The organism is Marinobacter sp. 2_MG-2023 (assembly GCF_030546935.1).
Taxonomy (GTDB): domain Bacteria; phylum Pseudomonadota; class Gammaproteobacteria; order Pseudomonadales; family Oleiphilaceae; genus Marinobacter.
In genome coordinates, this window is the sequence record NZ_JAUOPH010000001.1 from 118,618 (window position 1) to 132,990 (window position 14,373).

The 14,373-nt window shown below is 55.0% G+C and carries 11 protein-coding genes; 6 read left to right on the forward strand and 5 right to left on the reverse strand.

Going from position 1 to position 14,373, the window contains the following annotated elements; all coding sequences use genetic code 11:
* The first annotated feature begins 35 nt into the window (after window positions 1–35).
* Genes Q4501_RS00600 through Q4501_RS00610 form a run of 3 tightly spaced genes read left to right on the forward strand, consistent with a single transcriptional unit; the run spans window position 36 to window position 5,370 of the window.
* Window positions 36–1,271: a hypothetical protein gene (locus Q4501_RS00600; RefSeq protein ID WP_303593288.1), complete on the forward strand. Its 1,236-nt coding sequence runs from the start codon at window positions 36–38 to the stop codon at window positions 1,269–1,271.
* Between the two features lie 7 nt (window positions 1,272–1,278).
* Entirely contained in the window at window positions 1,279–3,783 is a 2,505-nt protein-coding gene (locus Q4501_RS00605; protein ID WP_303593290.1) for a LamG domain-containing protein, read from the forward strand.
* A gap of 12 nt (window positions 3,784–3,795) precedes the next feature.
* The gene (locus tag Q4501_RS00610; protein WP_303593292.1) at window positions 3,796–5,370 is read left to right on the forward strand and encodes a general secretion pathway protein GspF; all 1,575 of its coding nucleotides are present in this window, start codon (window positions 3,796–3,798) and stop codon (window positions 5,368–5,370) included.
* A 36-nt stretch (window positions 5,371–5,406) separates the two neighbouring features.
* On the opposite strand, the gene Q4501_RS00615 is transcribed toward Q4501_RS00610, so the two are convergent.
* Together Q4501_RS00615 and Q4501_RS00620 are read right to left on the reverse strand one after the other, a co-directional pair.
* Window positions 5,407–6,297, reverse strand: a complete 891-nt coding sequence (locus Q4501_RS00615; RefSeq protein ID WP_303593294.1) for an FAD:protein FMN transferase — start codon at window positions 6,295–6,297, stop codon at window positions 5,407–5,409.
* A 134-nt stretch (window positions 6,298–6,431) separates the two neighbouring features.
* The gene (locus Q4501_RS00620; protein WP_303593296.1) at window positions 6,432–6,962 is read right to left on the reverse strand and encodes a methylated-DNA--[protein]-cysteine S-methyltransferase; all 531 of its coding nucleotides are present in this window, start codon (window positions 6,960–6,962) and stop codon (window positions 6,432–6,434) included.
* Between the two features lie 244 nt (window positions 6,963–7,206).
* Here Q4501_RS00620 and Q4501_RS00625 point away from each other — a divergent pair, with 244 nt between their 5' ends.
* Window positions 7,207–8,457 carry a substrate-binding protein gene (locus tag Q4501_RS00625; protein ID WP_303593297.1) on the forward strand — a complete coding sequence of 417 codons (1,251 nt, stop codon included), beginning with the start codon at window positions 7,207–7,209 and terminating at the stop codon, window positions 8,455–8,457.
* A gap of 62 nt (window positions 8,458–8,519) precedes the next feature.
* Complete coding sequence (glpD, locus tag Q4501_RS00630) at window positions 8,520–10,028, forward strand: glycerol-3-phosphate dehydrogenase (protein WP_303593299.1); 1,509 nt, start codon at window positions 8,520–8,522, stop codon at window positions 10,026–10,028.
* Here the strand turns inward: glpD and Q4501_RS00635 are convergent.
* Window positions 9,986–10,594: a uracil-DNA glycosylase family protein gene (locus tag Q4501_RS00635; RefSeq protein WP_303593301.1), complete on the reverse strand. Its 609-nt coding sequence runs from the start codon at window positions 10,592–10,594 to the stop codon at window positions 9,986–9,988. The two genes, glpD and Q4501_RS00635, sit on opposite strands and share 43 nt — an antisense overlap.
* Before the next feature lie 127 nt (window positions 10,595–10,721).
* On the opposite strand from Q4501_RS00635, the gene Q4501_RS00640 reads away from it, so the two are divergent.
* Window positions 10,722–11,465 carry a nitroreductase family protein gene (locus Q4501_RS00640; protein ID WP_303593303.1) on the forward strand — a complete coding sequence of 248 codons (744 nt, stop codon included), beginning with the start codon at window positions 10,722–10,724 and terminating at the stop codon, window positions 11,463–11,465.
* 49 nt (window positions 11,466–11,514) lie between these two features.
* On the opposite strand, the gene glk is transcribed toward Q4501_RS00640, so the two are convergent.
* Window positions 11,515–12,480, reverse strand: coding sequence for a glucokinase (glk, locus tag Q4501_RS00645; protein ID WP_303593305.1), 966 nt, complete (start codon window positions 12,478–12,480; stop codon window positions 11,515–11,517).
* A complete protein-coding gene (edd, locus tag Q4501_RS00650; protein ID WP_303593307.1) occupies window positions 12,477–14,297 on the reverse strand; it encodes a phosphogluconate dehydratase in 1,821 nt (606 codons plus the stop codon). The genes glk and edd overlap by 4 nt, the downstream gene beginning before the upstream one ends.
* Window positions 14,298–14,373: the final 76 nt, after the last annotated feature.

A 14,373-nucleotide genomic window follows, 5' to 3' on the forward strand; every position in this document is an offset into this window, starting at 1 on the left:
CGAAGCCAAAAAACAAAGCCATCGAGGACAGCGACATGAAAGCCCCAGAAAGAATGCGCCCGAGCGCATTCAAGGCCTGCAGTATGTCACTCCTGATTCTGTTGACCGCAACCTACGCGGTTACTGCGAGCGCAGGAGCGCGGGAACAGGCCAAGCGGATTCACGACCGTATTGCAGGCGTGCCACCATCCGCCGAGGTTCTTGATGACATGGAAAGCTACATTACCGGGGGTAGTCCTATTGAAGCCGCCAGACTCGCAATGGATGATCCGGCCTTCTACGACGCAACTATCAAAAATTTCGCTGCGCCATGGACCAATGAGGCCATGACCCCGTTCGTGCCGCTTAATGATTACACAGCAACCGTAATCGGCCTGGTGCGGGATGGAGCAGATTTTCGCGAAGTCCTGTTTGGCGACGTGCTTTATGTGGGTGACTCAGCGCTCGGACTGCCCTCCTATTCACCCTCTAATAACACCCACTACGAAGAACTGGAAGAGAGCGGCGAGCCCCTGCAGGACGCCCTTCAGCGGGTAAACCAATCCACTTTTAACGGCCTTCCGCCCGACGCTACCGCCGGTGTTATCACCTCCCGGGCAGCAGCCCGAGCATTTTTCAGTGCCGGCACCAACCGGGCCATGTTCCGCTTTACCCTGATCAACCACATGTGCAGCGATCTGGAACAAGTTGCAGATACTTCTTTGCCCACGGACAGGATTCGTCAGGATGTTTCCCGAAGCCCTGGCGGCGACAGCCGGGTCTTCCTGAATAACTGCGTGGGCTGCCACACAGGCATGGATCCGATGACACAGGCTTTCGCCTACTACGATTACGAATACAACCAGGACAGCGACCCGGACGGGGCCCTTGGCAGGCTGGTTTATAACACGGTCAACGACATTGATCCTGAGACTCAATCGCGGGTGAAGGCCAAGTACCATATTAACTCTGCCACGTTTGAGGGGGGCTATGTGACACCTGATGAGCAGTGGGACAACTATTGGCGACAGGGAGCTAATCGTCGCCTGGGCTGGGATGACGCCTTGCCCGGCTCAGGAAATGGTGCAAAAAGTCTTGGCGAGGAATGGGCTCACTCAAAGGCTTTCGCTGAGTGCCAGGTGAAAAAGGTGTTCACAAACGTATGCCTGCGTCCGCCTTCGGACAGTATCGATCATAACCAGGTCTCAGCGATGGTAGCCAGCTTCGAGGCTAGCAATTTCGATCTGAAGCAGGTATTCGCCGAATCAGCCGTTTACTGTGCCGGGGAGTAAGAGCGCCATGACAACCAAAATCCGTAATCAGAGAAACGCTATGCGCTCTGTGGCAACGATCGCTACACTGGTAATAACAACATTCCTGCTCAGCGCATGCGGCGGTGAATCTACAGAGACATTACCAAATACCGCCTCCAGCTCAGACTCTATCAGCTACACCGGGCCCACCCCGGCAAGCGATGACGTGCAGAACTTCAAGCTCAGCGTCTGGGACAACCTAGTGCAAGACAACCGTTGTGGTTCGTGCCACGGCACCGGAGGGCAGTCACCCACATTCGTTGACAGTGAGAACATCAACACTGCCTACTCCCAGGCCAATTCCGTCGTGAGCCTGTCGAACCCCTCCCAATCTCTGATGGTGACCAAGGTTGCCGGCGGCCACAATTGCTGGACAAGCAGTGATGCAGTTTGTGCTGATATTCTTACGACCTACATATCGAACTGGGCCGGGGGAACATCAAACTCAGCCAAGACTATCGAGCTTAGTGCACCTGCCATCAAAGACCCGGGAAATACGGTTCCCTTCCCTACTGACCCAGAAGATTTTGAAACTTACGTCTACAAACCCTTACTCGAGAAATACTGCAGTGATTGCCATGGCGATAGCGGTCAAACGCCCTATATTGCCAGCAGCAATATCGAAACCGCCTACGAGCAGTCCAAGAGCCGGATTAACCTGGCCACTCCTGAAAACTCCAGGTTTGTCGTGCGACTCGCGTTTGACGCCCACAATTGTTGGTCAGCAGACTGTCAGAGCGATGCAGCGGAAATGGAATCAGCTATTCTGGCGCTTTCTGCAGAGCAGGAACTCGAGCCAGTAGACGCGGATCTGGTTACCAGTAAAGCACTGGTTCTGGACAACGATGGTCTGCTGGCAAATGCCGGCGGACGCTTTGAAGACAACATCATTGCCCTTTACGAATTCAAGGCTGGCGATGGCCAGACCGCGTTCGATACCAGTGGTGTATCCCCCGCCCTGAACCTGACGCTCAGCGGAAATGTGGACTGGGTCGGCGGATGGGGCGTAGATATGGGCCCGGCCGTGCAAACGGACCAGGGCGGCACTGTGCCAGCAGGTAAAGCTCAGGGCTCTACCGCAGACAGTCGCAAACTACACACCTTGCTGACCGGTACTGGCGAATACGCCATCGAGGCCTGGGTGGCCCCCGGCAATATCACGCAGGAAGACGCCAGAATCGTCACCTATTCCGGCTCTGCCAGCACTCGTAACATGACACTGAGCCAGTCTCTGCAGCGCTATGAAGTACTGCACCGCAGCAGTACAAGCGACGAGAACACTCCATTCGCAACGCAAGACGGCGACAAACTCCTGCAGGCCACCCTGCAACATGTTGTTGTGAACTATTCCCTCGGTACAGGCCGACAGATCTTCGTAAATGGTCAACAGTCCGGTGATATAGACCCGGATGACGCCGGCCTGCTCTCAGAGTGGGACAACAGTTTTGCACTGGTTCTGGGTAACGAAACCGATGGCAAATCAGCCTGGCAGGGGGCCATCCGTATGGTGGCCATCCACGACCGGGCCTTGACCCCGTCTCAGATTCAGGCCAACTTTGAAGTGGGCGTCGGCCAGAAGTTCTTCTTGCTATTCAGCGTGTCTGAACTTGTTGGACTTAACGACAGCTTTATTGTTTTCGAAGTCAGTCAGTTTGACAGTTTCAGCTATCGATTCACCAGCCCGTTCTTTATCAGCCTTGATGAAACGGTTGAGCCTTCCAACATTCCGCTCCAGGGGATGCGTCTCGGCATAAACGGCAAAGAGGCCACCGTAGGTCAAGCCTGGGCCAATCTGGATCTGGTTCTGGATAGCGAATTCTATGAGCCCGGAACGGGCCAGCCCTTATCAAGACTAGGCACCATTATCGCCCTGGAAAACGGGCCTGAAAGCGATGAATTTTTCCTGACATTTGATCGTTTGGGCTCTGAGGAATACTCACGTACAGAGCCTGTACTGCCACAGACGGCTTCACCGGCCGACCTGCCAGCTTCATCAAGCATTGGTTTGAAAACCTTCGACGAGATCAACGAATCTATGGCTCGCATGACCGGCGTCTCCAAAACTCAGGCCGCTGTTACCAGCACCTTCAACACGGTTAAACAACAGCTACCCACCATTGAGAATATTGATGGCTTCCTGTCCTCGCACCAGATGGCTGTCACTCAAATGGCCATTCAGTACTGCGATGCTCTTATATCGGACGGTCAAGCCAGAGCGGACTTTTTCCCCGGTTTTAATTTTTCTGCTCCTCCCGCAACAGCGTTTGAGCACGGTGGTAAGAGCCTTATAACAGACCGGCTGTTAGAGCGCTTCGTGGGTGTCAATCTATCTACCCAACCTACCGCACTGGAAGTTGAGACGGAAGTGGGCGACCTGATAGCCAAGCTGTCTGACTGTGGAGTAGACGGTTGCGCCGAAGACCGTACCGAAACAATTGTTAAAGCAAGCTGTGCCGCTGTGCTTGGCAGCGCCACAACCCTGGTTCAGTAGAGGACAACGCTCATGTTCATTCGTAAATCCCGTAAACGGCCTCTGGCCAATGGCGAGCCCCTCTTCCACAGCGACCACTCCCGGCCACGCTCCCGCAGGGAGTTCATTGCCCAGGGTATGATGGCAGGCACCGCAACGGTGTTCGGGGCCTCGGTGTTCAGCCTGTTCTCCAGCCCTGCACAGGCTGCAGTTGCGCTTTCCCCGGACCTGGAAAGCCTTAAAAGTGGCTGTGGCATCGCAGTCCAGGGGGCCGGCAAGATACCATTTATCTGTTTCGATCTGGCCGGAGGTGCAAATATTGCCGGCTCCAATGTGCTAATGGGGAAATCCGGTGGTCAGAAGGACTTTCTGAGTACCGCTGGCTACAGCAAGCTGGGCTTGCCCGGTGACATGCTGCCCAACGATCCATCGTTCGTGAATGAAGAACTGGGGTTGGCATTTCACTCAGACAGCGCCTTTCTGCGCGGTATTCAACAGAGCACCAGTGCCGGCACCCGCGCCGCAACTAACGGCGCGATCATCGCGGCCCGTTCGGAGAACGATACCGGCAACAACCCTCACAACCCCATGTACGGAATTCACAGAGCCGGTGCGGATGGCTCTCTGCTCTCTCTGGTTGGTTCGCAAAGCACCGACTCGGGAGGTAACTCTCTGGCACCTATGGACCTGATCAACCCGCAAGCAAGACCTACCAAGATTGACAGGCCATCGGACGTAACCGGCCTGGTCGACGTTGGCGATCTGATTGGCATATTGGATCAGGGCGATGCGGTGGCGGTTATGGAGTCTATCCAGCGCATCAGTGATAAAAAAATGCACAGGATGGACACCGGCATTTCGACAGACGATATTGTTAAAGACCTGGTTCGCTGTGGGTACGTCAAGAGTGCCGACCTGGCTGCCCGCTTTGGCAACCCGTCATCTTTGGACCCGGTGGCCGATACGGACATCGTTGGGCCCGGCGGAATATTCTCGAGCACTGAGTTTAATAGTAATCGTGAGTTCCAGAAAACTGCCTCTGTAATGAAGCTGGTTCTCAGCGGCTATGCTGGCGCAGGCACAGTTACTATGGGTGGCTACGACTACCACACAGGTGAAAGGGCAACCGGCGAGCGACGGGACGAACTTGCAGGCCGCTGCATGGGCGCCTGCCTCGAATACGCAGCAAGGTTGGGAGTACCATTAATGCTGTACGTGTTCAGTGATGGCTCAGTTTCCAGTAATGGCCGCCTGGATGATTCACCGGATGGACGGGGTAAAGGCGAGTGGACAGGCGACAACCAGCAAACGGCCGCCTCCTTTTTCCTGGTTTACAACCCAAACGGACGCCCGACCCCCATCCGTAACCAGGTCGGCTTCATGCGCGCGGATGCGTCCGTGGAAACCGCCTCCAGCCCGGCAGCCAACAATGTAAATCAGCTGGTGCAAACCGTTTTGCTTAATTACATGGCACTGCATGGTGAACAGAATGATTTCGCTTCGAAGTTCATGGGGCATGGCCTCGGCAATTCAGACAGTCGGGACAGATTGATCGCGTTTGAAAATGTAGTCAGCGGTACAATCCCACCCAAAACGCCTACTCCATAGAGCAAGATCGCGATAACCGGGCCTCCTGAATCGACGTCACGATTCGGGAGGCGCCAGGCCCTCAGAAAAATGCATCACCCGTTTATCATCAATGATAATCGCATCAATGCCGGGCAGCCGCTCAATCATCTCCAACCCCTTCTCCGGCCCAAGCACAAAGACCGCTGTAGACAACCCATCCGTTGTCAGTGCATCGTCTCCAATAATCGTAACACTCTGCACGCCGCGCACTGATTTCCCGGTGCCCGGCGACAGTATGTGGTGTACACGCTCACCCTGATCATTGATAAAAAAACGCTCGTAATCTCCAGACGTGGAAATCGCAACGTTAGCCAACGGCAGCACAACCGCATTACGCTCCCCGGACCGAGGGTCACGCACGCCCACAAGCCATGGGCTCCCGCGTTTATCGCCTAACAGGCGCAGGTCACCGCCAGCGCTCAGCCGGGCGTGACGAACACCTGCCCGCACCAAGCGCTCGATACCGAGATCGACGGCGAAGCCTTTGGCAATACCCCCTAAATCAACGAGCAGACCTTGCTGACGATAGAATACCGTGCGCTCTGCCTCGTCCAGGATAATATCCTGATAATTGATATGACCAAGCTTTGAGCGGATATCTTCTTCGGAGGGCTGCTGGTGCTCACGGTAATCGTAAAGGAAGCCAACGGACCCGAAACTAACATCAAAAGCACCATCGCTGAGTTCCGCCACCTCGCCCGCTTTCTTGAGTACCAAGAAAAGGTCGGGGCTTACGTTGACCGGTTTATCTGCGGCACGGCGGTTAATGGCTGAGAGTTCGGAGTCATCCTTATATCGGCTCATGCTCCGGTCTACCTGATGGAACACCGCCAGAACATCCTCGGCAATAGCGTCAGCAGCGCTACGGTCGCTGAACCAGAACTCCAACTCTACCGGTGTTGTCATCGCGGTATCCGTATACCTGTACCATTGCGCCTGGACCGCAGTAGGCAACAGGGCTAGCAAAAATACCCACGCACACACTCGAAAACGGAAGGGCGCAAAACAAATCAGACGGTTTATGGAATCGAATTTTTCCATCAGCGTTCAGACAACCCCTGCTCATGACTCAGTAGCGCCTGCTTGCGCTTTATCCCCCAGCGATACCCTGAAAGGCTACCATCACCACGAAGTACCCGATGACAGGGCACAACCACAGCAAGGGGATTGGCAGCACAGGCTCCCGCTATTGCCCGCGAGGCCGTGGGTATCCCCATGCGTTGGGCAATTTCACCATAGCTTGACGAGCTTCCCGACGGAATCTCCTGCAGCGCGCGCCAGACCCTGCACTGAAACTCTGTGCCGCGGAGGTCAAGTTGCACAGCTAGCGGCCTGCGACTATCAATCAGATAGCGCATGACCTCAGCAAACCAATCCGCCCGGGAATTATTTGCGTGCTCAAGCGTGGCATTCGGGAAACGACGAGCCAGTTCCATGACCAGTTCTTCACGAGACCCACCCGGCAGCACGGCGCAAACACCGCTCTGGGTGCTCGCAACCAGAATTTCACCGAGGTAACAGTGGCCTGTCTGCCAGGTGATCGTTTCGTCTTGTGCATTACTACCCGCCATGAAAGGCTCCTGTGCCTGGGTTCCTCTGTTTCCCGGTCATTCTGGGTGTGCATTCGCAGTATGGCTCATGTCGGCGCGCGTGCAAACGTACAATACTTTACGCAAATTTCCACTTTAGTCTGATTGCCGGTTTGGCCACAGGCTAAGAAACTAACCCTCTTCACGACCAATAAACAAACAATAATATTCAGAGTACTGAGTCTAAGTGGCAACCGCTTGGCCGTGCCCTGTCACTGGAGACTTCATGAAACCCGTAAACGCACTTTTCACTGCCTGCCTGCTATTGCTTGGCGCAAGCACAGTTGCCGCCGAAACACTCAAAATTGGCCTTAACTATCCGCAAACCGGCCGTTACAAAGATCAAGGCTTGCAACAGAGGCTGGGTGCTTTCCTGGCCGTCGACGAAATCAACAAAACAGGCGGCATTCTGGGGCAGCCCCTCGAGTTGGTTATCCGGAACACTCGTGGAGACCCCTCCAAGGGCGCAGAGAACACAGCTGAATTGATTGATGGGGAAGGAGCTCAAATGGTCTTCGGTGGCGTATCCAGCGCTGTAGCCATAGCCTCTGGAAAAGCCGCCCGCCAGCGCAACAAACTTTATTTCGGCACACTCACCTACTCCAACGCGACGACCGGAAGCGAGGCCCACAGCCATATGTTCCGGGAACCCTACAATGCATGGATGACAGCCAAGGCTCTCAGCCAGTACCTGAAGCGTAATCACGCCGATGAAGGCTACTTCTACATCACGGCAGACTATACATGGGGTTGGTCGGTTGAAGAATCCGTACGCAAATTTTCTGACACCGAAGATGCTCAACGCCATCCTGGTGTAAAAACACCCTTTCCCCGCGCCCTGGTGAGCGACTTCCAGAGTGCCCTGGAGCAGGCAGACGCCAGTGGTGCCAAAGTGCTGATGCTGGTGCTGTTTGGTGATGACATGGTCCGTGCTCTCAACACAGCTTACGAAATGGGCCTGACCCAAAAGATGCAGGTTGTTGTGCCCAACCTCACCCTGGGCATGGCACGCCAGGTAGGGCCCACCATTATGGAAGGTATCGTAGGAGGTAGCCCCTGGGTGTGGAATGTGCCTTATGAATTGGACTATCCCCGCGGCAAGGAGTTTGTCGAAGCCTTTTCCCAACGTTACGAAATGCGGCCTTCCACCGCCGCGGCTTCCGCCTACAGCATTGTATATCAGTACAAGAGTGCCGTTGAACGCGCCGGAACCACCAATACCCGGGCATTGATTCGCGCCCTCGAAGGCCACAGGTATTCCTTCCTCAAAGATGAACAGTACTGGCGCGATTTTGACCACCAGAATGTCCAGTCTGTTTACGTGGTCAAAATCAAACCGCGGGAAACTATTATGGCCGATCAATACGGCTCGGATTACTTCAGTATCATCGATTCCATGTCGGGTGATAATGCCGCCCAGACCCGGGAAGAATGGGAGGCTCGCCGTAAAGAGGCCGGCAAACCGCTGACTTTGTGACAACCTTGCCTGATTTTCAGGCACAATGGCTGCTGTAAAAACTCTCTGATGGAGATTCCTCTTTGCAGCAGCACTCGTTCGACCTTGTCGTTATTGGTGGTGGCGTCAATGGCACCGGAATTGCCATGGATGCCGCAGGGCGGGGGCTAAGAGTCCTGCTCTGCGAAATGCATGACCTGGCCTCGGCGACATCCTCCAGCAGTAGCAAACTGATCCATGGCGGTTTGCGCTACCTGGAGCATTATGAATTCGGTCTGGTGCGAAAAGCTCTGGCAGAGCGTGAAGCTCTTTTGCGAAACTCACCGCATATCATGTGGCCCATGCGCTTTCGTCTTCCCCACCAGCCACATCTGCGCCCCGGCTGGATGATCCGGACAGGCCTGTTTCTGTATGACCACCTTGCAAAGCGGGAACTGCTCCCTGGCTCCCGGTCCATTACGTTTGGCAGTGACAGTCCTCTGAAGCCCGAAATAACCAAGGGTTTTGAATACTCTGATGGATGGGTCGATGACGCCCGTCTCGTTGTGCTCATGGCTCGTAAGGCCCAGCAGATGGGTGCCGTTATCCGGCCCCGGACTCGCTGTACTCAGGCAACCCGTGACAATAAAACCTGGACGATCACCCTGCAGGACAGTCTTTCTGAGTCTGTAACTAAAGTGTCAGCAAGTATACTGGTAAACGCAGCAGGGCCTTGGGCCAGTGCACTCTTTGCCGGGACGATTGCAGCCCCCGCACCAAAACAGATTCGCTTGGTGAAAGGCAGCCATCTGGTCGTTCCTCGCCTCAACAATGGCGACGAAGCCTACATACTGCAGAATGAAGATGAACGTATTGTCTTTGTGATTCCCTACGAAGAACGCTTTTCCCTGATAGGCACAACCGATGTCGACTACGAAGGCGATCCGTCGCTTGCCCGCATTTCTCAGGAAGAGACCGATTACCTTCTAAAAATTGTGAACGCCTATTTCAGGCGTCAGACGAGCAACGAAGACGTTGTCTGGTCCTATTCCGGAGTAAGGCCGCTCATCGATGATGAAGGTGAGGAAAATGCACAGAAAGCATCCAGGGATTACTCCTATGAAGTCGATGACAACCAGGGCCTGGCACCACTAATCTCTATTTTTGGCGGCAAGATAACTACCTACAGAAAGCTTGCAGAGGTTGCCACAGACAAGGTCTGTGAGTTTTTCCCTCAGGCAGGTAAGCCCTGGACCGGGAATGCCGTGTTGCCGGGCGGGGACTTCACCAGTAAAACGCTACTTCTGGCGGAGTTGAAAATCGAATTCCCCTGGCTGCCAACGGAACTGACACAGCGCTACGTACGGACTTATGGCACAGAATGCCGCAACCTGCTTGCCGGCGCGGTTTCAATTGAAGATATGGGGACGCTTTTTGCCGGCAACCTGTTCCAGAAAGAGGTCGACTACCTTATTGCTCAGGAATGGGCGTGGACAGCCGAAGATATACTCTGGCGCCGTACGAAGCAGGGGCTCTATGCATCGGAAGCGCAAACCCTGGCACTGGAAGCCTACCTGTCTGACTCAGACAAAAGCTCGGACACCCGTTTCTGAAGCTCGGGAATCACCTCCTTTTCAAACCAGGGGTTCCGGCGCAACCAAAGATTGTTTCGCGGGCTGGGGTGAGGCATGGGCAGGAGGTCCGGCCAATATTTGCGCCAGTTTTTGACGTTTTCAGTAACCGACTTTTTACCATTCGGAAGGTGCCAGGCATGAGCATATTGGCCTATAACCAGAGTCAAGCCGATATTGGTTAAGCGCTCAAGCAAAACGCTTCGCCACGCTGGGGCGCATTCAGGCCGAGGTGGCAGATCGCCGGACTTTCCCGTTCCGGGGTAGCAGAACCCCATGGGCAAAATGGCCAGCTTGCGGTCGTCGTAAAAGGTCTCTCGCGTTATGCCCATCCACCGCCGGAGACGGTCACCACTTGGATCATTAAACGGAAGCCCTGTTTCATGTACCCGCCTTCCCGGGGCCTGCCCCACCACCAGAATTCGCGACGACGGTGACAGCTGCACAATCGGTCGCGGGCCATATGGCAGACTCTCTGCACAAATCGTGCAGGCGCGCACCTCCCGAACCAGTTCATCAAAAGGCAGCTGAGCAAGAATATCCGTCATGGGATCAACGTCACCAGGGCAATTGCATATGAAGGGATTTCCCGTAACCTTATAGCTCTGATGACAATGCGGCAAGCCAACAGAGTGGCCGCATTGAGTACCCACCGTGGCATACCTGGGAGTATACATGAACGCAAAAGCAGGCCCTCTTCCTCTGCCGGAGATCGATGTTGAAGAATTCCGAAAGGTCGTTCGAAGCCGGCGCTCCGTGCGGCGCTTTAAGGACGAGCCCATTCCGGATGCGGTGCTTGAGGACTGCCTCGAACTGGCCACACTGGCCCCGAACTCCAGCAACCTGCAGCCCTGGGAATTTTTTGTCGTCAGAACACCCGAACTAAAAGAGAAGCTTGCCGAGGCCTGCCTGGGACAAAACGCGGCGAGAACCGCTCCGGTATTGATCGCGATTGTTGCGCGCCCGGACACCTGGCGCAAACACGCCCGCCTTGCACTGGAAGACTGGCCAAAAGAGGAAAAGCTGCCCTCCGTTGTTGAAAAGTATTACAAAAAGATCGCACCCATCCATTATAACCAGGGCCCACTTGGGCTTTTGGGCGCAGCCAAGAAAACAGCAGGACTCATAGCCGGGTTGAAGCGTCCGGTTCCCCGAGGGCCCTACTCAATAAATGAAATGAAGGTCTGGGCCACGAAATCCACGGCACTGGCAGCAGAAAACCTGATGCTGGCGCTACGCGCCCACGGTTACGACTCCTGTCCAATGGAGGGGTTTGACGAATACCGGGTAAGAAAACTCCTGAAGCTGCCCCGTAAAGGGCTTGTAACCATGGTTCTGGCAGCCGGCCGGCGCGCGGAAAACGGCGTGTATAACCGCCAGTACAGATTCGACCAGAAAACGCTGATCCACTATCTGTGAACGCTGTTGCCAGAGGGTAATTTTTCGCATAAACGCCCGGGGTATGGCCTTATATTTCGGGATTACCCAGAGCTTCAGCGGCACCCAACAACCCGGTATAGGGCTCTGCTACCAGGTGAACCGGTGTAAATTCCAGTATAGGGCGCATGCGCCCCTTGTCTTCAAAGCCTCGCCGGAATCGGCTTGCAAGAAAAAAATCCGTAATCCGCGGCAAGATACCACCGCACAGATAGACACCACCGGAGCTTCCCAGCGTCAGGACAGCATCGCCCGCTGTCCGGCCAAGCAATTCACAGAAGTGTTGGAGGGTTTGACACGCAAGGGGATCGTTCCGCTCCAGCGCCGCGGCTGTTATTTTCTCCGGCGCGTCCAGCGGCGCCGAGACCTTCTGAATGGCTGCGTGGGCCTGGTATAGATTCAGCAACCCCTGACCACACAGTATTCGTTCCACCGACACCCTTCCAAACCTGGCCTGGAGTATCCGGAGGATTGCCATCTCGGTATCGTCCCTGGGCGCAAAATCGACATGCCCGCCCTCGGTTGTCAACGCCGTCCATCCACTTCTGACCGGCACCAGAGCCGATGCGCCCAGGCCCGTACCAGGGCCCATCACCAACCTGGGGCGACGCCTGTCACCCGGGCCTCCGCAGACATGCACCAGCTTCCCCTCCGGAACATGGAGCACGCCCAGGGCCATGGCCATAAAATCGTTGATAACCTTGAACGTCTGCCAACCAAACTGCGTGCGGATCTCTTCGATATCAAAGCGCCAGAGATTATTGGTCATCTGCACCCTGGTACCGCGAACCGGTGAGGCAACTGCAAGGCAAGCTTCACGGACTCCGTCGACACCGCGTTTGTCCAGATAACATGAGAGCGCATCATCGAGATTAGCGTAATCATCACAAGCCAAAGTTTCGATTGCACACAGCTCAACACTGCCCCGCTCCACCAGCGCAAACCGCGCATTGGTACCACCGACATCACCGACCAGAGAGTATTCGCCTTGTGTCATGCTTCGTGATTCCAGAAAACGCTGGCTCCTTCTTCAGACGTACCTGCCGCACGCCGCATCCAGCCGAACAGCTCTCTGCCATAGCCCTGGTGATACCGGGATAAATCCGGGCTGGCCGGCTCACGCTGTGCAAAGTCCGCCTCATCAGCAATAATCGACAAGGCGCCTTTTTCCGCATCGAGGCATATCAGATCACCGTCCCGAACTCTTGCAAGGGGCCCACCATTCAGGGCTTCGGGATAAACGTGAATAGCCGCCGGAACCTTGCCCGACGCACCGGACATGCGACCATCCGTAACCAGGCCAACGCTGAACCCCCTATCCTGCAGCACCCCAAGATAGGGAGTGAGCTTGTGCAACTCGGGCATGCCATTGGACCTTGGCCCCTGGAAGCGGACAATAACCACGCAGTCTTTGTTCAGCTCACCCGCATCGAAGGCAGCTTTCAGTTCGTTCTGGTCGTTAAAAACCACAGCGGGAGCTTCGATCCTGTAGTGTTCCCGGGCAACAGCGGATACCTTTATAACGCCTCTTCCGAGATTGCCATCCAGGACTTTTAGCCCGCCGTCGGGCGCGAACGGCTCCGATACTGTACTCAATACATCGGGGTGCCGGCTTTTTTCCGGAGCGGGCTGCCAGACCAGTGCACCACCGTCCAGCTCAGGCGTCCGGGTGTATCTCTCAAGGCCGTAACCGACAACAGTCTCTACGTCGTTGTGCAGGTAACCCCCATCCAGGAGTTCACGGATCAGAAATGGCGTGCCTCCGGCCTCATGAAAAGCATTTACATCTTCCTCACCGTTGGGATAAATACGGGTCATGGATGGAACAACGGAAGACAGCTCCGCATAGTCATTCCAGTCAATGATGATGCCGGCGGCACGAGCAATCGCAACCCAGTGCAGCGTGTGATTGGTGGAACCTCCGGTCACCAGAAGCGCGACCAGCGCATTGACGATGCTTTTCTCGTCAACCATATCGCCAAGACCGAGTTCGCCGCCCTGAGGCCTCGACAACCGAATAACCTGCTCCGTTGCTGCACGCGTCAACTGGTCCCGCAATGGCGTGCCCGGATTCACAAACGCAGCTCCCGGTAGATGCAGCCCCATCACTTCAACCAGAAGCTGATTACTGTTGGCCGTACCGTAAAAGGTGCAGGTACCCGCACTATGGTAGGATTTGCTTTCAGCTTCCAATAGTTCATCTTTTCCTAGTTTTCCCTCTGCATAAAGCTGACGGATACGCTGTTTTTCCTTGTTTGGCAGCCCTGAGGGCATAGGACCAGCGGGCACAAGAATACTGGGCAGATAACCGAAGCTGAGGGCACCAATTAGCAACCCGGGTACTATCTTGTCGCAGATACCCAGCAAAACAGTGGCATCAAACATATTGTGGCTCAGTGCCACTGCCGTGCTCATGGCGATGGTATCCCGTGAAAACAGGCTGAGTTCCATGCCAGGCTGCCCCTGGGTCACCCCATCGCACATAGCGGGTGTGCCGCCGGCAAACTGGGCTACGGACCCCATCCCATGAGCAGCCTCGCGGATAATATCCGGATATGTGGCATAGGGATTATGTGCAGAAAGCATGTCATTGTATGCCGACACTATGGCCAGGTTCGCTTTATTCATCAGCTTCAGAGTGTTTTTATCATCCTGATGACAAGCCGCAAAACCATGGGCAAGATTACCGCAGGAAAGAGAATTGCGATGGGGGGATTGGGATTTAAGCTCAGTCATTCGAGCCAGATAATTCTGCCGGGATGGTCGACTGCGATCAATGATTCGCCGGGTGACTCTGTCTACGACAGCATGCATATCAGACTCCTTTGCCCAAGGCAGATTTAATGATATTTGGAAGTAATTTTACGTTCTTTTTTTGCTATCATCACCC